The 21,387-nt window shown below is 36.1% G+C and carries 20 protein-coding genes; 1 reads left to right on the top strand and 19 read right to left on the bottom strand.

The window, feature by feature from the left end:
- Positions 1-6: 6 nt before the first annotated feature.
- The gene (gene uvrB / locus KI338_RS05140) at positions 7-1,992 is read right to left on the bottom strand and encodes an excinuclease ABC subunit UvrB (RefSeq protein ID WP_212919874.1); all 1,986 of its coding nucleotides are present in this window, start codon (positions 1,990-1,992) and stop codon (positions 7-9) included.
- Positions 1,993-2,161: 169 nt separating this feature from the next.
- Complete coding sequence (locus KI338_RS05145; RefSeq protein ID WP_244853352.1) at positions 2,162-3,313, bottom strand: MGDG synthase family glycosyltransferase; 1,152 nt, start codon at positions 3,311-3,313, stop codon at positions 2,162-2,164.
- A gap of 30 nt (positions 3,314-3,343) precedes the next feature.
- On the opposite strand from KI338_RS05145, the gene KI338_RS05150 reads away from it, so the two are divergent.
- A complete protein-coding gene (locus KI338_RS05150) occupies positions 3,344-4,165 on the top strand; it encodes a metallophosphoesterase (protein WP_212919875.1) in 822 nt (273 codons plus the stop codon).
- Positions 4,166-4,175: 10 nt separating this feature from the next.
- Here the strand turns inward: KI338_RS05150 and KI338_RS05155 are convergent, their stop codons facing one another.
- The 17 genes from KI338_RS05155 to KI338_RS05235 all read right to left on the bottom strand — a co-directional run bounded on the left by KI338_RS05155 (position 4,176) and on the right by KI338_RS05235 (position 21,347).
- A complete protein-coding gene (locus tag KI338_RS05155; protein WP_212919876.1) occupies positions 4,176-4,715 on the bottom strand; it encodes a YkoP family protein in 540 nt (179 codons plus the stop codon).
- A 196-nt stretch (positions 4,716-4,911) separates the two neighbouring features.
- A complete protein-coding gene (locus tag KI338_RS05160) occupies positions 4,912-6,087 on the bottom strand; it encodes a PDZ domain-containing protein (RefSeq protein ID WP_212919877.1) in 1,176 nt (391 codons plus the stop codon).
- Positions 6,088-7,068: 981 nt separating this feature from the next.
- Positions 7,069-8,532 (bottom strand): S41 family peptidase, encoded by a 1,464-nt coding sequence (locus KI338_RS05165; protein WP_212919878.1) that lies wholly within the window; start codon positions 8,530-8,532, stop codon positions 7,069-7,071.
- Between the two features lie 256 nt (positions 8,533-8,788).
- Positions 8,789-10,147 (bottom strand): murein hydrolase activator EnvC family protein, encoded by a 1,359-nt coding sequence (locus KI338_RS05170; protein ID WP_212919879.1) that lies wholly within the window; start codon positions 10,145-10,147, stop codon positions 8,789-8,791.
- Positions 10,148-10,190: 43 nt separating this feature from the next.
- Positions 10,191-11,084, bottom strand: coding sequence for a permease-like cell division protein FtsX (gene ftsX / locus KI338_RS05175; protein WP_212920055.1), 894 nt, complete (start codon positions 11,082-11,084; stop codon positions 10,191-10,193).
- Entirely contained in the window at positions 11,074-11,760 is a 687-nt protein-coding gene (ftsE, locus tag KI338_RS05180; RefSeq protein ID WP_212919880.1) for a cell division ATP-binding protein FtsE, read from the bottom strand. The genes ftsX and ftsE overlap by 11 nt, the downstream gene beginning before the upstream one ends.
- A gap of 251 nt (positions 11,761-12,011) precedes the next feature.
- Complete coding sequence (gene cccB, locus KI338_RS05185) at positions 12,012-12,356, bottom strand: cytochrome c551 (RefSeq protein ID WP_212919881.1); 345 nt, start codon at positions 12,354-12,356, stop codon at positions 12,012-12,014.
- Positions 12,357-12,520: 164 nt separating this feature from the next.
- A protein-coding gene (gene prfB, locus KI338_RS05190) for a peptide chain release factor 2 (protein WP_212919882.1) occupies positions 12,521-13,619 on the bottom strand; the annotation gives its coding sequence in 2 pieces (ribosomal slippage) (positions 12,521-13,555 and positions 13,557-13,619; 1,098 coding nt in all).
- A 176-nt stretch (positions 13,620-13,795) separates the two neighbouring features.
- Positions 13,796-16,315, bottom strand: coding sequence for a preprotein translocase subunit SecA (secA, locus tag KI338_RS05195; RefSeq protein WP_212919883.1), 2,520 nt, complete (start codon positions 16,313-16,315; stop codon positions 13,796-13,798).
- A gap of 234 nt (positions 16,316-16,549) precedes the next feature.
- The gene (gene hpf / locus KI338_RS05200) at positions 16,550-17,095 is read right to left on the bottom strand and encodes a ribosome hibernation-promoting factor, HPF/YfiA family (RefSeq protein ID WP_212919884.1); all 546 of its coding nucleotides are present in this window, start codon (positions 17,093-17,095) and stop codon (positions 16,550-16,552) included.
- A 221-nt stretch (positions 17,096-17,316) separates the two neighbouring features.
- Positions 17,317-17,670: a flagellar protein FliT gene (fliT, locus tag KI338_RS05205; RefSeq protein ID WP_212919885.1), complete on the bottom strand. Its 354-nt coding sequence runs from the start codon at positions 17,668-17,670 to the stop codon at positions 17,317-17,319.
- Positions 17,670-18,071: a flagellar export chaperone FliS gene (gene fliS, locus KI338_RS05210; RefSeq protein ID WP_212919886.1), complete on the bottom strand. Its 402-nt coding sequence runs from the start codon at positions 18,069-18,071 to the stop codon at positions 17,670-17,672. Before fliS ends, fliT begins: the two co-directional genes overlap by 1 nt.
- 30 nt (positions 18,072-18,101) lie before the next feature.
- Positions 18,102-19,637, bottom strand: a complete 1,536-nt coding sequence (locus KI338_RS05215) for a flagellar hook-associated protein 2 (RefSeq protein WP_212920056.1) — start codon at positions 19,635-19,637, stop codon at positions 18,102-18,104.
- A gap of 20 nt (positions 19,638-19,657) precedes the next feature.
- Complete coding sequence (gene flaG / locus KI338_RS05220; RefSeq protein ID WP_212919887.1) at positions 19,658-20,011, bottom strand: flagellar protein FlaG; 354 nt, start codon at positions 20,009-20,011, stop codon at positions 19,658-19,660.
- Between the two features lie 77 nt (positions 20,012-20,088).
- On the bottom strand, positions 20,089-20,310 hold the full coding sequence (csrA, locus tag KI338_RS05225) for a carbon storage regulator CsrA (RefSeq protein ID WP_212919888.1): 222 nt from the start codon (positions 20,308-20,310) through the stop codon (positions 20,089-20,091).
- Positions 20,311-20,312: 2 nt separating this feature from the next.
- Entirely contained in the window at positions 20,313-20,753 is a 441-nt protein-coding gene (gene fliW / locus KI338_RS05230; protein ID WP_212919889.1) for a flagellar assembly protein FliW, read from the bottom strand.
- Positions 20,754-20,774: 21 nt separating this feature from the next.
- Positions 20,775-21,347 carry a DUF6470 family protein gene (locus KI338_RS05235; RefSeq protein ID WP_212919890.1) on the bottom strand — a complete coding sequence of 191 codons (573 nt, stop codon included), beginning with the start codon at positions 21,345-21,347 and terminating at the stop codon, positions 20,775-20,777.
- Between the last annotated feature and the right edge of the window lie 40 nt (positions 21,348-21,387).

Genomic DNA, 21,387 nt, shown 5'->3' on the forward strand with positions numbered 1-21,387 from the left:
CATTGGTCATCCTTCCGCCTTAAGTTCAAACACGATATCACGAAGCTCAGCAGCTCTCTCGAAGTCAAGCGCTTTGGCAGCTTCTCGCATTTCTTTTTCCATGTTTTCGATTACGTTTTCCCGTTCTATTTTGGTTAATTTTGAATAGCTCTTTGTCTTGCTTTCCAATTCTGGTTGTTCCTCTGCCACTGATGTTGCTCGAATAACATCACGGACATCCTTCTTAATTGTTTTAGGAGTGATATGATGTTCCTCATTGTATGCCATTTGTTTTTCACGACGACGCTCTGTCTCTTCGATGGCACGTTGCATGGAATCGGTTATCTTATCTGCATACATAATTACCTGACCGTTCTCATTACGTGCTGCACGTCCCATTGTCTGGATTAACGAACGTTCTGAACGAAGGAAACCTTCCTTGTCAGCATCCAATATAGCTACTAGAGATACTTCAGGAATGTCTAAGCCTTCACGTAGTAGGTTAATTCCAACTAATACATCATATTTCCCTATCCGCAAATCACGAATAACTTCAATTCTTTCTAGCGTTTTAATTTCAGAATGTAAATATGCGACTTTAATCCCAATGTCCTTTAAATAGTCAGTTAAATCCTCTGACATCTTTTTCGTTAATGTCGTAATCAGTACACGTTCATTTCGCTCTGTCCGCTTATTTATTTCTCCAATCAAATCATCAATCTGTCCTTCGATTGGTCGCACCTCGACCTTTGGATCTAATAATCCAGTAGGACGTATAATTTGCTCTGTCATGACTGGTGTATGTTCCAATTCGTATGGTCCAGGAGTTGCCGAAACAAATATGATTTGCTGAACCTTTGATTCAAACTCCTCAAACTTTAAAGGTCTATTATCTAAAGCAGATGGTAAGCGGAACCCATGATCCACTAAAACCTGTTTTCTAGCTTGGTCACCATTATACATTCCACGTATCTGTGGTAACGTAACATGGGACTCATCTATTACGACGAGAAAGTCTTTTGGAAAGTAATCCAATAGTGTATAAGGTGTTGCACCAGCTTCTCTTAGGGTTAGATGTCTAGAGTAATTTTCAATTCCTGAACAAAATCCCATCTCACGCATCATTTCCAAATCGTAATTTGTACGTTGTTCTAAGCGCTGTGCTTCTAATAATTTATTTTGACTACGTAGTTCCTTTAATCGCTCTTCTAGTTCTTTTTCAATATTAGCGATAGCTAGCTTCAACTTCGCTTCACGAGTAACGAAGTGAGATGCCGGAAAAATTGCCACATGGTCACGGTCACCGATAATTTCCCCTGTTAATGCATCAACTTCTCGTATTCGATCTATCTCATCTCCAAAAAATTCAACGCGAATACAATGCTCTTCATGAGAAGCTGGGATAATTTCAACAGAGTCTCCACGTACACGAAATGTTCCACGTTGAAAGTCAATATCATTCCGTGCATATTGAATATCAACTAATTCTCGCAGAAGCTGATTTCGGTCCTTCTCCATTCCCATTCGAAGCGATAATACCTGGCTTCTATATTCCTCAGGAGAACCTAATCCATATATACAGGATACGCTTGCCACAATCAATACATCATTTCGTTCAAAGAGCGAAGACGTTGCAGAGTGACGAAGCTTATCAATCTCATCATTTATACTTGCATCTTTTTCAATAAACGTATCTGTAGAAGGAACGTATGCTTCTGGTTGATAATAATCATAGTAGCTGACAAAATACTCTACCGCATTGTTTGGAAAAAACTCTTTAAATTCACTATATAATTGTCCAGCTAGTGTCTTATTATGGGCAATAACTAATGTAGGTCTATTTATTTCTTTTACCACATTGGAGACAGTAAATGTCTTACCTGTTCCAGTCGCCCCTAATAATGTTTGATGACGTTGTCCAGCTAATATCCGTTCTACCAACTCATCAATTGCTCGCGGTTGATCCCCACGTGGTTCATATTTTGAAACTAATTCAAACTTGTTATTCTCCATACCTTCGCCTCCGTTCCTAAATCTTTTATTAGTTTATCACAGAATAAATCTATTTTAACATAAATACGAACTAACATTCGATTATTTTGCATTATATTCTTACTATTATTTTATCCAATCTTTTAAACACAAAAACAACTGCCAATACGGTTAGCAGTTGAAATCTTGACTACAGGCAAATTTCCTGCAATATTTCTGGTAAAGATTTTTTATCTAGATGACGATGAAAAACATTTACAGCTTCCTCATACAACGTTTTTGCTTCCTTATTTTGAAAGAAATCTTTAATATGTGATTCGACATTTCCTAATCCTATATCAATTGGATAGATTACTCCTAATTCTTTTAATTCAAGCTCATTCACCTTTTCCTGGCCTGGTAGCGCGGAGCAAGTGAAAATAGGTTTACGCTTCATCAAACACTCACTAACTGTCACCCCACCTGGCTTTGTAACAACGGCATCTACTTGATCATAAATTCCATTCATTTTTTCTTTATTTTCGATATAATTTATTGGGGTAATCAAAGGATCATTTTTTTGCTGTAATCTTTGATACAGTTTCTCATTTTTCCCACATAGAACGATATAGTGAATCGTTGGTTTCGTAGGAATTAGCTTCTCAATTGCACCCATTCCAAGACTTCCTCCTGTTATCAGAACAGTTAACCGTTTATTCCTTGAAAGACATTGGCTTGTTTTCTTAAAAATAGGATGGATAGGAATACCAGTAACGTAAATAGTTGATTCATCAACACCTAGTTCTAGTAAAAAATTCTTCATCCTTATAGAGGGTACTAAGTGATAATCAATCCCTGATATTCCCCAAACACGGTTAACAAAGAAATCGGTATATACATTTACAGTAGTCGCTTGCAGTTGATTTTTTTGCTTTAAGACACTTGCTAGATTGGAGGGGAGGGAATGGGTGCAAAAAAGAATTCTAGGCTGATTTTTTTCCATTAACCTCTTAAAAAATGAAGTAAACAATACTTCATAGACTAATTGTCTTGAACGGTTCGTTTGGTTGTTAACTGCAAGATACTGATACAATTTATCATAAGCTTTTGGCATTATCTTAATCCAGCTTATATAAGCTGTAGAAACAAGTCTCTCTATTGGTCCGTAACTATAAGAGAGTATATCTACCTTTTCACAATTCAGCGTTTGAAAGGTATTTTGTAATTCCTTCATGACAGCATCTGCCACATGATGGTGACCAGTAGGAAGCTTTAGAAATGGTAGGAATAGAGCATTTTCTTTTTGCCTAATTTCCATATTTTCAATCCCTTCAATTACCAATGCCACAAAGAACTTTAACATGTTATAATCCTTCTCGAAGGAGGATTACCAATGATATATATTATTTCTTTGCTAATATTGCTATTTATACTTTTGAGTATTTTCTTATATAAAGCTAATCAGAATACAAAGGACATAAAGCTCAATAAAATCCAATTATCTACCAAGCATTCATCCAACCATTCTTATCTATCTATCCTACATTTATCCGATTTGCATTTAGAGAATATCTCTATAACTGCTAATGAACTGGCAGAAAAACTTCAGTATGAAAAACCTGACATCATTGCATTAACAGGTGATTTTCTCGATCGAAAACGTTCCATACCTAAGCTCGAGGCTTATTTAAAGGTCCTACAACAAATAAAGCCAAAACACGGTATTTATGCTGTTCTCGGTAACCATGACTATGTACTAAATCAATACAATTTACAGAAGCTTATTCAATGCTTAACTCGATATGGCTGTCATGTGATGCAAAATTCGAGTTTAACGATTGAAATCAATAAACAGCTCATTAATATTATTGGAGTAGATGATTACAGTACTAATCGTAGTGACCTAAAAAAGTCTTATCAAAGTATCCAAGAAGGTATAAACCTTGTTTTAACCCATGACCCAAATTTAGTATTAGAAATGGATAACTATCCGTTTGATTATTTGTTAGCAGGTCATTTCCACGGAGGTCAAATTCGGTATCCAAAGGCCTATCATCTTGCTAAAATGGGTAAGCTGCCTCGCCTTAACATGATTAAAGGCATGCAGATGCATAATGATTCCCCATTTTACATTAGTGAAGGATTGGGCCAAACAGGAATTAATATTCGAGTTGGTAGCCGTCCAGAAATCACCTTTCATGAAATTGCAATTTAGTCCCTCTTTTTCATAATCCATATCTACTGATTAGCTCATCCTTTGACATAAATAAATAGACTGGCTCTTGATGAAGGGATGAGCTAGCAAGATAATTTATCGGTGAAAATGTTAGTCTTTTATAATTGCGATACAATGCGTTTGAAATGTTTACATTATCAAAACCGAGCCTTGCTGAACCCTTGTGTAAAGTGGTAATTCCAATGATGCCTTTAATTTCATTTGCTCGTTGATGATTATTTACGTACTCCGCGAGCATGGGAAGTGCTTTTTTCACCATGTGATAAATATACACAGCTCTTTTCGTATCACTAGTAACCGCATAAAGTTCATTCATTATTTTGACGTTATGTAGATGAATCTTAATCAATAGGTCATCTTTATAAATAACTGTGCCATCCTGTAGAATTGTACTTCTCCCTTTGTATTTTGTTAACCGCACGCGAAACAAGGTGCGTCTCTGTTCTTCATCCATAACATATCTTAGTCTTGTTAATGAATAATAAACAGGATCTAATACACGCCAAACCCCTAATAAATAGCTTTTCATTCATACGATTATCCTTCCTGTAAAAATTTACATATTTAGTTTGTGTGAAAAACAATAAATTATGACTAGAGGAGTACACAATTTAAAATCTTATCTATCCTTAAGCTTAATAAGTTTTATAGGAAGGAAAGCTATATTTCACTTTACTAAAAAATCCGTATCACAATGAATGTGGAACGGATTTTAAGAATACTACCTACTTATTAAGTTTTCGATAAGGTTCTCCAGCAAAAATCAGCCCTAATTCATGATGATCGCCTTCATACATAGCACTTTGAACAAAGCGAATTTCTCCATCCAAATCAAATAGCTCCATTTTGAAAAATGAACCAGTTTGCTGTAAAGCTTCGTAGAGCTCTTCTTCACTTTGAATTTTTATACCATTCACTTTCGATATTGTTTCACCTATCAATATGTTTAATCGGTCTGCTGGTGAGCCTGGAATAATTCCAAGGACCCTTAAACCATCATTCGTATGGTTGAAAAAGGGACTTTTCTGAAGATCCTTCACACGTTCTCGATAATTAATCCATTCTCTTCCTACAATAGCTACCATAATTGAAACGCTGGATAACGCTGGGATAAAGATACTGCCTACTGCAATTCCGAAGACAACCATTGCTAAGCCCAGCATAGACATGGATAACTTTTGTGCAACCTTATGTGGGAGCCCACCTCTTATACCATGCTCTATTCCAAGTAAGAATGGAAAAAGAATTAGAGCATAATGTTCATCTCCGAATGAAAGATATGGCCAGTAGGAGGCAAATGGTTCAATGAGTCCGGTTGGAACTAATAAAAATACGGGTATTATAGCTGTTTTCTTGATAAAATGCTTACCAACCCAGCCTCCACGCTTTCCCTTTACAAGTGTTGGAAACGTACCATTTCGTTTAACCCTATTGATAAAATGGGCCTCTACAAATAAGAATAACCCTCCTAAAATAGCCAGTCCGATAAAATTAACCTCTCCATCCATCTGTAAGAAACGAAAATACTCTGGATAACTAGATATAATAAGTAAAACAACATAGGTTATCCCTATCGTATAACTTGGGGAAAGGAATGAAAATCGAAAAGATAGGCTAAGTAATATCATTACTACACTCAATATGAGAATCGTTTCATATGTAAAAACCATACCAAAACCGACAATAAGAATGGAGTATACAATCCCTATTAAAATTGAGAAACTCCATGTATCCTTCCATTCAAAAAGTATATCAAATACCTTCGTACCAAAGTACTTTCGCTCTTCTTTAATACGCTTTATCCCCGACAAAATTATAAAAATAATTGCCCAATAGAATAGTGGATTTACAAATAATTTACCAATCCCTTTTCCTATTTCTATTAACCACTCCTGTAACATAGCTAATCACCTTCCGATGTACATACCTAAACCTAATTATAACCCTATATATTCTCCATTTGTCGAATTTTTTCCTGCTTTTTTGGAAAAGATTTCGTAAAAGATACTTGTTTGTATAAAGAATCGTTAAAAAATGAGTTGCCAGCGAGGTTTTTTTCTTTTGGATTTTCATTTATGATTACAATTTAAGTTTGTAAGTGATATATTGGTTTAAAACTGATTTTAGGCTATTGATATTGTTCGTGGGGCTTATTTTGGGGAGGTAAAACAGCTTTTGATTACCGTTTTCGCCAGTAGCACATGTTTTGGGGAGCTAATACGAGCTTTTGATTACCGTTTTTGCTAGCGGCACAGGTTTTCGGGTGCTAATACAGATTTTGGTTACCATTTTTGCTTGCAGCTCATGTTTTCGGGTGGCAAAACAGCTTTTGGTTACCATTTTTTATTGCGGCACATGTTTTCGGGTGGAAAAACAGCTTTTGGTTACCGTTTTTGCCAGTGGCACAGGTTATCGGGAGCCAATACCAGCTTTTGGTTACCACTTTTGCCAGTAACACATGTTTTCGGGTGCTAAAACAGATTTTGCCTACCGTTTTTGCCAGTAATACACGTTTTCGGGAGCTAATACAGATTTTGGTTACCATTTTTGCTTGCAACTCATGTTTTCGGGTGGCAAAACAGCTTTTGGTTACCATTTTTTATTGCGGCACATGTTTTCGGGTGGCAAAACAGCGTTTGGTTACCGTTTCGCCAGTGGCACAGGTTTTCGGGAGCCAATACCAGCTTTTGGTTACCACTTTTGTCAGTAACACATGTTTTCCGGCTGTAAAACAGCTTTTGATTACCGTTTTTGCTAGCGGCGCAGGTTTTCGGGAAGCAATACTACCTAGTCTATTGATTTTACTCTCGAACTTAGTTATCAGGTGACTTAGTTTAAAAAAAAGAGACTGACCCTCTGGGTCAATCTCTTGTCAATAAGCATTATTTATACAATTCTTGTTGTGCTTTTTCTAGTTGGAGGTCGTCTTCTCCGGTGCGGATTTTTTCAATTACTTTTGCTTCTATTAATCCGCCGGTTTCTTTGTCCACAGTACCTGTAACCTTCAGATTATTTTTCTTTTGAAATTCCTTAACAGCTTCTTCTGTAGATTTACTGAAATAGCCATCTTTTCTATCTGTCTTATATCCAAGACCATTTAACATCAGTTGTATATTTTTGATTTTAACATCTGACTCATCATATGCAAGTGGCTCTTCTATTTGTACCGGGTTTGTATAATAATATTCTGGTTCCTTTACTTTAACAGTTGGCTCGACACCTTTTTTATGAATCCAATTTCCTTCGGGTGATAACCATTTAAAGAAGGTTAGTTTAAGAGTACTTCCATCTCCTAGTGGTACTGTTTGCTGAACGGTACCTTTACCAAAGCTATTCATACCAACTATATCATAACCAACCTCTTTCATCGCTACTGCTAAAATTTCCGATGCAGATGCACTACCCTCATTAATTAACACACTAATTGGGTATGATTTTTTCTTTTTCAAGTCTGAATAATAAGGCGTTTTATTCCCTTCTTGATCCTCTATTTGAACATATGGTACATCTTTCGGAATGAAATTCGCTAAAATCTCTTCTACAGAGCTTAATAAACCACCTGGATTACCTCGAACATCAATGATTAATCCTTCCATACCATCATCTTCTAAAGCTTTTAATTGTGTATTAAAATCCTTCGATGTCGTCTCTGCAAAATTTGTAACTTCAATTATACCTGTCTTCTTTCCATTAATTGTTTCCATTTTAGAATAAACCGTTTCAATTGGAATAGTATCTCGTACAATTGTTACATCAAATGGCTCGCTTGAACCACCTCTTAAAATAGTTACGACAACCTCTGTGCCTTTTTTACCACGTATTTTCGAAACGGCTTGATTTAAATCAAGCCCCTCAAGTGATTTGCCATCTACCTTTAATACTTGATCGTTTGGTCGTAATCCCGCTTTTTCTGCTGGAGAATCTTTTATTGGGGAGACAATTGTAACTACGCCATTAACCATACTTACTTCTGCACCGATGCCTTCAAAAGAGGACTCAATTTGCTCATTAAACTGTTTCATCGTTTCGACATCCATGTAAGTACTGTATGGATCTTCTAAGGTCGAGAGCATTCCTTCAATTGCACCTGTCATTAGTTGTTGTTCATCTGCACCCTCTAAATAATTTTCTTTTATTAAGTTGTATGCTTGTGCAACCTTCGACCATTCTGCAGGTAAATTTGCGTTCTGATCAGTAGAATCCACCTTCTCTTTAGAAGAGCTATCGTCTATCTTCTGTTCTGCTTGATCTGGATTTGCTATAAGTACTCCTACATAGGCCCCCACAAATCCAAGTACAAGTGCACCGACTAATATGAGCACAATATGTATTTTATTTAATCTCATGCGATCACCCCAATGTAATTAATATGTGTCTGAAACGCTTTAAAACCTAAGTGAAATTAATGAAATCACCTTCATCGAAAATCTATTTACTCTTTTGGTCTTCTATAAAACGTGTATACACTATTCTATTATCATAACGAAAAATTCTTACTTACGCCAAATTTTTTCTCTTTTCATTTTTTTGAAAGCCCCAAAAAATAGGAGGAGCAAAGGAATTGCTTGTACTTGCAATACCTTTGCTCCATTCATTTAATCTTTATGGTAAATAATCTAACGGATTAACAACATTTGAGTTAGGTGGATAAAAACCATTCCAACCACCTTTATGTACTTCAAAATGTAGGTGAGGTCCTGTTACTCTTCCAGTAGCACCCATATAACCAATTAACTGACCTTGTTTGACTACTGTACCATCTGCAACTGCAAACCCACTCATATGGGCATATAGTGTAGTGTAATCAACGCCATTAATTGTCGTAACAATTAATATATGGTTACCATATGTACTTGATAAATTTCCACGTACTGCAACACCATTAGTTGCTGCATAAATTGGTGTTCCAACAGGTCCTGAGATATCAACACCTAAATGGAAGCTCTTCGAATTATTAATTGGATCTACACGCCAACCATAGTTAGATGCACGATATCCTGCTGCTGGCCAAATGAATCCTGTGCTACTAGTACCTCCAGCGTTCCCGTTGTTGCCACTACTATTTGATAATTGGTCTAATTTTTGTTTTGCAACCTCTTTTGCCTTGGCAACAGCCTGCTGCTGTGCACGTAGCATAGCTTGCTCATCCTCTAAAGTGAACATATACTCTTCCAAATGCTGATGTTCCTTTTCAAGCTTTGCTAGCAAGGTCTGGCGTTCTGCCATTTGATTATCCAGTTGACCTTGTAGTGCTAGTAGTTCCTGCTTTTGGCCCTCTAGTGCTATTTTCTTCTTTTCAACCTGGTCTTTATTTTCTTCTACTTTCTTTTTGTTACCCTCAACCGTTTGTTTTTTTGTTTCTACTTCCTTTTTATCACGAACTAATGAATCTATGATAGTCTTATCCTGGTCCATCATAATATTGACAGCTGCTGTTCTCGTAATAAAATCGGAAAAACTAGTAGAACCTAAGAGGACTTGCAAATATACCATCGGTCCTCCACTTTTTTGAATCGCTCTGAGGCGCTCAGCAAGTAATGCCTCGCGATCCTCAATGCGATCTAACAGTATTTCAATCTCTTCTTTTAGTTGTTCAATCTCTTTTTTTAAAGCATTTATTTTTGCTTTTAAATCATTAATCTCATTATTAGTGGTATCAATTTCACCTTGCTTACTTTGAATCGATGCCTTCGTTTCGGCTAGCTTTTCATCAAGTGAATCAATTTGACTTTGAACAGATGCCTGTTTATCTAAATTTTCTTCAATTTTTCCTTCTGTCTCGCTTTTTGAACTCTGTATATCCTTATTCTGTTCCTTTAATTGTAACTGTTCCTTCTCTAAATCTTTTAATTCCTGCTCATATTCTTCCTTTGTCTTCGCGGATACATGGATCCCGTTAACTGGTACAGATCCTAGGATGATAAGACCAATTAACATACTTATTCCTAGCTTCTTCCTCAATGAAAATTCCCCTGCCCTTCAAGTAATCTATCTATATAGTCTTTTAAACTTTAAGGAACTTACGAACACTCATGAGACTTCCCCAAATTCCAATTCCTGCACCAACGATTAAAATAATGGCAGATAGTTCCCAAGCGAATGGGTTAAACGGTAGTATTTCAACAAATCCTATCGAACTTACCCCAGTGATACTATTTTCAACCAATTTGTAGCCTGCGAGAACACCAACTATTGGTATGATGGAGCCTAATACTCCAAGCAGCAATCCTTCAACAAAGAATGGTCCACGAATAAATCCATTAGTTGCACCAACTAATTTCATAATCCCAATTTCTCTACTTCTTGCCATAATGGTTAGTTTAATAGTATTAGAGATTAAGAAGATCGCAGTTAATACTAGTCCAGCAATCAAAATAATTCCTATTGTTCTAGCATAACTCGTAAATTTAAATAAATTTTGGGCTACTTCTTGTCCATAGGTAACGGAATCTACATGGGCCAAATTTGTAACCTGTTTAGCGATGTTTTCTGTTTCCTGTGGTTTATCAGCCTTTACAATATAAGCATTATTGAGTGGATTTTCCTGCTCGTACAGCTTCCATACATCTCCACCTTGCCCCATGCTATTTATTAAACTTTGTAGCTCATCATCCTTGGAGGAGAATACGACTGTTTCTACCCCTGGTAGCTTTTTGATTTGATCACCTAGACTAATCACATCATCATCTGTTGCTGTCAAATCAATAAGAACCTTTACAACAACATCATCTTCTATTTTTTCTGCCATATGATTCAAGTTTAAAATTAAGCCTAAAAAGGCACCAACTAATAATAATGTCATGGTTACTGCACCAACAGAAGCTACAGTCATCCATCCATTACGGAATATGTTCTTAATACCTTCACGGAAATGTCTTTTAATTGTTCTAGCTCTCATATCCGTAATCACCTCGATGTTCGTCTCTAACAATTAAGCCATCCTCAATTGCAATAACACGTTTCTTTATTGTATTAACTATTTCTTTACTATGAGTTGCCATGATAATGGTTGTCCCACTATTATTTATTTCTTCAAAAGCGCGCATGATTTCCCATGATGTATCTGGATCAAGGTTACCAGTTGGTTCGTCAGCAATCACAATCTTCGGACGATTGACAATCGCACGAGCAATTGATACACGTTGTTGTTCACCACCAGATAACTCATTAGGGAAAAATCTCGCCTTGCTTTTTAGTCCTACTAGATCTAGTACTTCCATTACACGTCTACGAATATTCTTCGGAGGCTCTTCAATAACTTCTAAAGCGAAGGCAACATTTTCATAGACTGATAGTTTTGGTAGCAATCGGAAATCTTGGAAGATAACCCCGATATTACGTCGTAAATATGGTACTTCTTTTTCCTTTAGTTCACTTACATCCTTATTACTGATAAAAAGTGTGCCACGAGTTGGCTTAATTTCGCGATACATTAATTTAATAAATGATGATTTACCTGCACCACTTGGGCCAACAATATAGACAAACTCACCCTGTTCAATCTCAACATTAATTCCATTTAATGCAGTAACACCATTTTCGTATGTCTTATATACATCCTTCATTAAAATCATAATTAATCACCTTTTAAATTTATAGTCAAAAAGTCTGAGTCTAGATACATTTCCTATATATTATAACATTATTCAACAATTTTTTTAGACAAAATTATATTACAATTATATTTCAAAGGAGAAATATTAATGGGTTATGTAGTTATTTGTCGAATTTTTTGAAAAGTAGGCAAAAAGAAGTGGGTCAATAGTAGGAAAAAGGACAGTCCCATGTATAAATCATACTGGAACTGTCCTTTTATTCAACCATATTATTTTTTTGCAGCTAACCAATCAGCAATCTGTTGAGCTTCATCATCAGAAACTCTATTACCTTGTGCTGGCATTCCGCCTTGACCATTTAGAATGATATTTTTGATATCATCAGCAGAATGATCAGCACCAACTTTTTGAAGGTTAGGTCCTGCTGCACCAGATAAATCTGCACCATGACATGCTGCACAGTTTGCCTCAAATAAGTCTTCAGCTGCAGATGCTGTTTCGCCACCATTGTCACCTGTATTATTAGTTGCGCCATTGTCGTTATTATCATCATTACCACAAGCACCAAGAACTAATACAGAGCCAAATAATACAGCAAATAGCCATTTTTTCATTTGAAAACTCCCCCAATCATTGTAAAGTTTAGAACTGTCATATATAGTATATCCTTTACACAAAAATATAAAAGCCACAGAAATGCCACAATTTGGTTAAACATGAAGTATTATCTAGGTTCTTGGCACTTTTTGACAATTTCATTAACTTTTGAGGAGATATTTTAAAGCTGTGAACGAAGATATGCATCGATAAATGGATCCAGGTCACCATCCATCACTGCCTGTGTATTACCTACCTCTACATTTGTTCGATGGTCCTTAACCATAGAATATGGATGGAATACGTAAGAACGAATTTGGCTACCCCAACCTATTTCCTTATGCTCCCCACGTATTTCAGCTAGCTCTTGCTGTTGTTTTTCAATTTCCAGCTGATAAAGCTTTGATTTTAGCATTTTCATTGCTGCTTCACGGTTCTTTATTTGCGAGCGCTCATTCTGACAGGTCACCACAATATTAGTTGGAATATGTGTAATACGTACTGCCGAATCAGTCGTGTTAACATGCTGTCCACCTGCACCACTAGATCGATACGTATCCACTTTAATATCCTCTGGACGGATTTCGATATCAACATCATCTGTCATCTCTGGAGTCACATCACAGGAAACAAAGGAAGTATGTCTTCTGCCAGAGGAATCAAAAGGAGAGATACGAACCAAGCGGTGTACGCCCTTTTCTGCTTTTAAATAACCATAGGCATTATGTCCTTTAATCATTAGGGTAACACTTTTTACTCCTGCCTCTTCACCTGGTAAGTAATCTAAGGTTTCGACGGTATATCCTTTATGATCCGCCCAACGTTGATACATTCGTAAGAGCATACTCGCCCAATCCTGTGATTCCGTTCCGCCTGCACCAGGATGTAATTCCAATATTGCATTATTAGCATCATATGGTTCACTTAAAAGCATTTGCAGTTCAAAATCACTTATATCCTTTTTAAGGGCTGTGATTCCTTCTTCTAATTCGTCAGATAGCTCAGGGTCATTTTCTTCTCTCGCAAGTTCATAGGTAACTTCTAAATCTTCATACCGATTATTAATCCCCTCAAAGCTATTCACAAAGCTTTTTAGTCCATTCGCTTCATTAATGACAGCTTGTGCTGCTTGTTGATCATCCCAAAATCCAGGAGCTGTCATATCATGCTCTAGCTCACTAATCCGAGCCTTTTTCGTATCTAAGTCAAAGAGACCCCCTAAATTCCGATATACGGTTATTTATTTTCTCTAACTCATTTTTAATTTCTGCAAACTCCATATCTTTCACCTCTATATAATATTATGCTTCACTTTTTATTTTTCTCATCGTTCAAAACCAATGGGCTTTTCGAATGTCAATTAGTGAATAATGAACAGCTAAAGACATTTGAAAGACTTTCCTTCACCTAAAAAGGTCTGACACCCAAAGGGGTCAGACCCTCCTAACTTAATTTCTTATTCGTTCTTTCCATGACAATTCTTATATTTTTTACCGCTTCCACACGGACAAGGATCATTTCGGCCAACTGTTTCCTTCTTAACATAAGGCTTTCGTTTTTGGGCTTTTTCTTCCCCACCACCTGAAACAGCTTGGGTATTTTTTGCAACAGCTTGTCGTTGCATATTTTCTCGTACTTGTGCTTTCATAATATAACGAGATACCTCGTCCTCGATGCTTTCAATCATGCTTTCAAACATGGCGAAACCCTCAAACTGATATTCCCGTAATGGATCATTTTGTCCATAAGCGCGTAAATGAATTCCTTGACGGAGTTGATCCAATTGGTCAATATGATCCATCCACTTCGTATCAACGGTACGAAGAAGAATAACTTTTTCAAATTCACGGATATGCTCTGGAGAAATTTCCTGTTCTTTTTTATCATAGCGTTTCCGGACTTTTTCTAAAATTAGTTGCACCATTTCCTCTTGTTCTTTTCCTTGAAGATCCGAGATAGTCAGATCTTCTTGTTCAAGAAGATTACCATGGACATATTCAATGATCGCCTGTAATTCCCACTTATCTTCATCATCATCTTGTGTATGCGTATTAATTACTCGTTGTAATGAAGACTCGATCATTTTCTCAATTATTTCTCTAAGCTCATTTCCCTCTGAGTCAATAACTTCAAAGCGTTGCTTATAAATGATTTCACGTTGTTCCCTTAAAACATCATCATAGGATAATACGTTTTTACGTGCATCATAGTTATTACCTTCAACTCGTTTTTGAGCTGATTCTACTGCTCGAGAAACAAATTTGTTAATAATCGGTTGGGAATCATCCATACCCATTTTATCCATCATTGATTTCAAATTATCAGAGCCAAATCGGCGCATTAATTCATCTTCCATGGATAAATAGAATTGTGACATACCTGGGTCACCTTGACGACCTGAACGACCACGTAGCTGATTGTCAATACGTCTTGATTCATGACGTTCTGTACCAATTACCGCAAGTCCTCCTAGCTCTTTTACACCTTCACCTAGCTTAATATCAGTACCACGACCGGCCATGTTTGTTGCAATTGTAACTGCACCTTTTTGACCTGCCTGCTCAATAATTTCGGCTTCACGATAATGATTTTTTGCGTTCAGTACATTGTGTTTAATTCCAGCTTTTTTAAGTAGCTGGGAAATTAATTCTGACGTTTCTACAGCAACTGTACCTACAAGTACAGGTTGACCTAATTTATGACGTTCTTTAATTTCTTCTACAACGGCAGTAAATTTACCATTCATCGTACTGTAAATCTTATCTGGATGGTCCTCACGAGCAACTGGTCTATTGGTCGGTATGGCAACCACATTCATATTATAAATTGCCCGGAATTCCTCTTCCTCAGTTTTTGCAGTACCAGTCATACCGGCAAGTTTTTTATACATTCTGAAATAGTTCTGGAATGTAATAGAAGCAAGTGTCATGCTTTCATTTTGAATTTTCAAGCCTTCCTTAGCCTCAATTGCTTGATGTAGACCATCACTATATCGACGGCCCTTCATCAAGCGACCGGTAAATTGGTCTACAATAACTACTTCGCCATCCTCAACGACATAATCTGTATCACGATGCATAGCAACATGAGCACGTAATGCTTGACCAATATGATGTGTTAATGTCACATGATCTAAATCAAATAAGTTCTCTACATTAAAATATTGCTCTGCTTTGTTGATTCCCTCTTCGGTAAGCTGAGTTCCTTTCGTTTTCTCATCATACGTATAATCTACTTCTCGCTTCAATGTTGTAACGAAGGAGTTTGCCTGAGTATATAATGAAGCTGACTTTTGTGCTGATCCGGAAATAATTAATGGTGTTCTCGCCTCATCAATTAAAATAGAGTCAACCTCATCGATAATGGCAAAATTTAAAGGACGTTGAACCATTTGTTCCTTATAAAGGACCATATTATCCCGTAGATAGTCAAAGCCAAATTCGTTGTTTGTACCATAGGTTATATCTGCAAGATAAGCTTCCCGTTTTTCTTCCTTGGTCGAGCCATTTGTATTCAGACCAACAGTTAATCCTAAATATTCAAATAACTGACCCATTTCCTTAGAGTCACGCTCTGCTAAATATTCGTTCACCGTTATAATATGAACGCCTTCACCTGCAAGAGCATTTAAGTATGCTGGCATTGTAGAGGCTAATGTCTTACCCTCACCGGTTTTCATTTCTGAAATATTTCCTTCGTGAAGTACAATTGCACCCATTAATTGCGCTGGGAATGGACGCATACCAAGTACTCTCTTAGATGCCTCACGAACAACGGCATAAGCTTCTACCAATAAGTCATCAAGACTTTCTCCGTTCGAGTATCGTGTTTTAAATTCCTCAGTTTTCTGTTTTAGTTGTTCATCCGTTAGTTTTTCAATATCTGGCTCCAATGATTCGATTTGGTCAACCATACCTTGAAGTCGATTTAATTGTTTTTTATTACCATCAAATAATTTTTTAAGAATTCCTGCCATATGTTACGCTCCTCAATCCTTTAGTGGAACATGAATAATTGTTATTCGTACTATACTGTTCACTAAACAAATTCATGAAACTCTTTCTACCATTTTTTACTTTTTTACATATATTAAATAATAACACTACTTAATTCGATATGCCAATATCAGATATATGCTATAAGTCTTGATTCCATGTAGGTTTACAATTCAAAGGCGACCTCATAAAAGAGATCGCCATAGATGGTGTTATTAATTATTTGGTTCAATCAAGCCATATCTACCATCTTTACGTCGGTATACAACATTCGTATCCCCTGACGTAGCGTTTTGGAATACATAGAACGCATGCCCTAGCATATCCATTTGTAATACAGCTTCTTCTGAATCCATTGGCTTTAAGTCAAAACGTTTTGTTCTTACAATTTCTATATCATCAGATTCGTCAAAATCATTTCCTTCAACTTGTAGGTCCTCTATCCCTTTAGGAATTCCATTCTGACGAAATTTGCGATTTACTTTTGTTTTATATTTCCTAATCTGCCGTTCAAGCTTATCCACAACTAAATCAATTGCTGCATATAAATCAGTGTGCTCTTCCTCAGCTCTTAATAGAAGGCTAGTCATTGGTATCGTTACTTCGATACGCTGTTTTTCATTATAGACACTTAAATTCACATGTACATCAGAGGTAGGTTTACTCTCAAAATACTTATCTAGCTTACCAATCTTTTTTTCTACGTAATCCCTAATTGCCTCGGTAACCTTTAGATTCTCACCACGAATGTTGAATTTCATAAAGTGTCCTCCTTTTCTATCTTTATATATATTATACTATGTTTCCCTGTAAAATTCCTGCTTAAACGTTTATATTTTGTAAATACTTAGAAGAATATTCATAAAAGCTTCAATCAAGACATGTTTCGTCCCATAACTCATTATTTTTATTGTGTAAATTAAAAATGTCTCTATAAGAGAAATTCCCCTATAAAGACATTTTTAAATCTACTATATATCTATTATTTCTTCTTATCCATAAACATACCGTCTATGGTATGAATATTTTCATATGGATTAATATATTTACGATTAGATTGCTTTTGTTTTTTTACTTGCTTCATTTCATCTTTTATTTCTGCAAAAATAGCTTCCATTTTTCTTTCAATTACTTGATTAATAGGTAATAGTTTTCTCCCGAGCTCCAGTTCTTCTTTTGTAAATGGTTCAGAAGCGTGCTCCATATATGTACCTCTTTCAAGCAATAGAGTGTTTATTTGATCAATAACCTCTTGTCGCATATTGGCAGAGATGTCACCTTCAAGTATCCTCTGTATTTTTATTGTAATATCATAAATTGGTTGAACTCGATTCATTATACATGCTCGCCTTGTGTATATTGCATTTGTCTCGTCTTTTGAATAACCTGTTTCCAAGTATCCCTGAATTCTACAACAAAGCCTTGAATCTCTTCTAAAATCGCGACATCATTCTTGATATTTGCTTCCATTAGACGGCGGTACATATAATCGTATAAAGGCAAGATTTGCTGTGAAATATCTACCTCTTGGTCTAGCGTAAGCATTAATTCTTGGATAATTGCTTGTGCCTTTTGGATATTGGTATTTTTTGCTTCCATATTTTTGTCTTGTATATCCTTCTGAGCATGCTTGATAAATTTTAAACAGCCGTTATAAAGCATAAGGGTCAATTCCCCGCCAGTTGCAGTATTAACTGCATTATTCTGGTATGCCTGAAATGGTTTATTAATAGCCATTTGGTAAAACTCCTTTATCATTTATTGGATTTACATTCCACCGCCAAATTGGGAAAGTAACTGAGACGATTGATTGTTTAAACGCGCAATAGCTTGTTCCATTGCACTGAATTGTCTCCAATATCGACTCTCAATCCGTAATAAACGATCCTCAAAATCAGATATTCTAGTATTAAGATCCTTGATACTCTTTCCTAAGGTATAATTTTCAAGTGTACTCGTAGTTTTACCGGCACGTTCTTCGATTTTTTTCATTGTTGATTCGATGGAATCTTCTAATCGATTAATTAATCCACGGCTCTTATCATTTTTATCTTCCGTATTATTAGAGAATAACTTATAAACTCCCTCAGGGTCATTTCTTAAAGCTTCTTTCAGTTTCTCCTCGTCAATTACAAGCTTTCCACCATTCATATAATCGGCTGATGTTTTTATACCTACTTGCGTAATCGAAGTGATTTCCCCACCTGTTTCAATCTTGGAGAACCATGATTGTCGCATATCAAAGAGACCAGAAGATAAAATTGAATCACCACGTAGAATTCCACTTTTTGCTTTTTCTTCCCATAGCTGGATTTCCCTATCTTCCATTCCCTTTTTCTGAAGATCTGTTAATGGCTTATAGTCACGATATCTTTCTTCTGTTTGTGTCTTATTGATCATTTCAACTATTTCGTTATATTTGTCAACAAAATTCTTGATGGCGTCAAATGCGGCATCGACATCATTGCTGACTGTTAAATTCACGTTTTGACCGTTGGTAACATTTTTAAATTCAAACGTTATTTCTCCTAATTTATAGCTATTAGATTTTGAAGTAAGGGTGAGACCATTATAAACAAACTCAGCGTCTTCTCCACCCTTCTCCTGGTCAACTTTAAGCCCTAATACATCTGTAAAAAAGCTATTAGAAGTACTATCAAATCCGATTTCAGCCCCACCAAATTCTGTAGTAGTATTATTGTTTCCCGTTTTGGTAGATTCTAAAATAATTCGACCTGAAGTATTATCATATAAAGCTCTTACATCACCATCGGCAGAAATTTTCTTTAACACATTATTTAACGAATCGCCCTCAGCAATTGAAAATTTATGTGTTTGCTTTTCTCCCTTTTCATTCCATGTATAAAATTCGTAATCTCCAGGAGCAAAAGCATCACCATTCACGAGATTAGCTTTCTGCTCACTTAATGGCTTACTCGGATCAAACGTTTCCCCAGGCTTAACGATACTGCTTTCACTAGAATTGATTGCTGCTGTAGCTAGCTTGTTTACCTGAATACTGTAAGTCCCATTAGAAGCACTAGAATTAGCCGTAGCTGTAACTGCATTCTCCATAGAAGAGCTAACAAATTTTGGCTTATATGTACTACTCATTTTCATGTTTAAAAACATATTCGTATCCATGTCATACATTTTTTGATAGATTTCTCTAAATCCATCACGTTGCCACTCTAAAAGGGTACGACTCTGCTGCATTCGGTCAAGAGGCAGTCTTTCTGCTGACATTAATTTTTCTATTAACTCATCTGTATTTATACCGGACGCTAATCCACCTACACGCATTACCAATTTAACTCACCTCTTTAAATCTTTTTATCAATCAAAAAACCCATATAGTCTGCCATAGCCGCATACATATCCAACATTTTCTTAGGAGGTATTTCTTTAATTACCTCATTTGTAATTGGATTCACTATCGCAACATAATACTCATGAAGCTCCTCATGAAATTGGAATTTTAGATTTGTTTCTAATGGTTCAATAAAGTCATTCATTTTTTTTATGGCCGTTTCCACCTTTGAAACGGTTACTTCTTTAGTATTACCTTCTTGTATTTGGTATGAATCTTGCACAACAGTTCTATTCTCTGTTAGTAATCTATCGCTGTTGCTGTTTTGCAAGGTCTCTATTCCAACTGAAAACGAATCAACTCGCATCCAATTCACCCCTTACAAACATTTTTTTTTATTATCGGCATAAAAACCAAAAAGTTTAGTGATAGATATGGTCTACTCTATCCATTTTTCTTTAGTATTTTTAATAAATCGAAAGGCATATTTGCCGCTTCATTATTTTGATTTTGAATATCTTGATAAATTTCCTTACGATAAATCTCTACTGACTTTGGGGCATTAATTCCAAGTTTAATTTGATCTCCTTCTATTGCCAGCACTTTTATTTCTATTTCATCCCCTACTTGGATTGCTTCATCAAGTTTACGTGTAAGTACTAGCATCACTATACCCCTTTCCCAACAGTAGGTTTAATCGAAGCCTTACTTGGATATACATCCGTGTTAAGTATATATTGTTTACCAAGCATTTTCTTTTGATTAATGACTAGAGGTGCTTTTAAATTGATTGTACTTGTCTCAAATGGATCCTTCAGTGTAACAATACTTACTATTAAAACATCGTTCACACTTTTAATTTGTAGTGACTCTAATGTCCCCTCATCTAGTTCAAAAGAATAGTCCTGATAAAAATGGTATGGATTTGTTACAACGAAAGCTAATGGAACTGTATTTACTGATTGTAAAAACTGAAAGACTGGATTTCCTGGTATATCTAACAGCACAAATTCGGACTGTTCCAAAAATCCAGGTATTCCTCCTGGAAAGTGAATAATCATTTCATCATCAATTGTAACTTCACCTAAGTATTTCGTTTGTATGTTCATATCTGTCACCCTAACATATAATTATTTTTCTTCCGGAAACAGATTAATAAAGTCTATCTCTAAGCTCTGATATTGTGCCATAGATATATCAACAGAACCTGGGACATAAGTGACTTCCGGTTTGTTTGATTGAGCATGAATAATCGGCTTTTTAGGTTGTATATCTATCTCAACATTAGATGGTTGATAATGAGTTTTTACTGAAAACGGAGATGGTACAAACTTAATTCCTAATTCCCGCATCGGCTCATATGCATTTTGGAACGACTGACTTATTAAAGGTTTACCCTTGTTTTCAATTTTCATAAGTTCCGTACCTTGGGAAGACCTTCTCCCTATTCCCTCTAAAACAGCCTGTTTTCCATCCTGGGCATATTTTTCATTTAACCGTTCCACAGATAGTAAATTCATTTCTTCCCATGCCTGTGTTTGATCAATGGTTAATTTCGCTGGGATAGTCCTCATCGAAATTTCTGCATGTGGCTGCTGAATGGATAAATCTGCTTTTGGTTGTCTAATCGCTTGTCTGGCTGGTTGAGAAACCATATAGATTTTTGCCATTTGAGATTGCATTCGAATTTGAGGTAGCTCCATCCCAATCCCCCTATAAAGAAAAATCCCTGAACCCTAATTC

Source organism: Ornithinibacillus bavariensis (assembly GCF_018333235.1).
GTDB classification, from domain to species: domain Bacteria; phylum Bacillota; class Bacilli; order Bacillales; family Amphibacillaceae; genus Ornithinibacillus; species Ornithinibacillus bavariensis.

Bases quoted from the DNA above. Each gene is read 5' to 3' on its own strand.
- uvrB (WP_212919874.1), bottom strand. From the start codon at position 1,992: ATGGAGAATAACAAGTTTGAATTAGTTTCAAAATATGAACCACGTGGG.
- KI338_RS05145 (WP_244853352.1), bottom strand. From the start codon at position 3,313: ATGTTAAAGTTCTTTGTGGCATTGGTAATTGAAGGGATTGAAAATATG.
- KI338_RS05150 (WP_212919875.1), top strand. From the start codon at position 3,344: ATGATATATATTATTTCTTTGCTAATATTGCTATTTATACTTTTGAGT.
- KI338_RS05155 (WP_212919876.1), bottom strand. From the start codon at position 4,715: ATGAAAAGCTATTTATTAGGGGTTTGGCGTGTATTAGATCCTGTTTAT.
- KI338_RS05160 (WP_212919877.1), bottom strand. From the start codon at position 6,087: ATGTTACAGGAGTGGTTAATAGAAATAGGAAAAGGGATTGGTAAATTA.
- KI338_RS05165 (WP_212919878.1), bottom strand. From the start codon at position 8,532: ATGAGATTAAATAAAATACATATTGTGCTCATATTAGTCGGTGCACTT.
- ftsX (WP_212920055.1), bottom strand. From the start codon at position 11,084: ATGAGAGCTAGAACAATTAAAAGACATTTCCGTGAAGGTATTAAGAAC.
- ftsE (WP_212919880.1), bottom strand. From the start codon at position 11,760: ATGATTTTAATGAAGGATGTATATAAGACATACGAAAATGGTGTTACT.
- cccB (WP_212919881.1), bottom strand. From the start codon at position 12,356: ATGAAAAAATGGCTATTTGCTGTATTATTTGGCTCTGTATTAGTTCTT.
- secA (WP_212919883.1), bottom strand. From the start codon at position 16,315: ATGGCAGGAATTCTTAAAAAATTATTTGATGGTAATAAAAAACAATTA.
- hpf (WP_212919884.1), bottom strand. From the start codon at position 17,095: ATGAAATTCAACATTCGTGGTGAGAATCTAAAGGTTACCGAGGCAATT.
- fliT (WP_212919885.1), bottom strand. From the start codon at position 17,670: ATGAATCGAGTTCAACCAATTTATGATATTACAATAAAAATACAGAGG.
- fliS (WP_212919886.1), bottom strand. From the start codon at position 18,071: ATGGCTATTAATAAACCATTTCAGGCATACCAGAATAATGCAGTTAAT.
- KI338_RS05215 (WP_212920056.1), bottom strand. From the start codon at position 19,637: ATGCGTGTAGGTGGATTAGCGTCCGGTATAAATACAGATGAGTTAATA.
- flaG (WP_212919887.1), bottom strand. From the start codon at position 20,011: ATGCGAGTTGATTCGTTTTCAGTTGGAATAGAGACCTTGCAAAACAGC.
- csrA (WP_212919888.1), bottom strand. From the start codon at position 20,310: ATGCTAGTACTTACACGTAAACTTGATGAAGCAATCCAAGTAGGGGAT.
- fliW (WP_212919889.1), bottom strand. From the start codon at position 20,753: ATGAACATACAAACGAAATACTTAGGTGAAGTTACAATTGATGATGAA.
- KI338_RS05235 (WP_212919890.1), bottom strand. From the start codon at position 21,347: ATGGAGCTACCTCAAATTCGAATGCAATCTCAAATGGCAAAAATCTAT.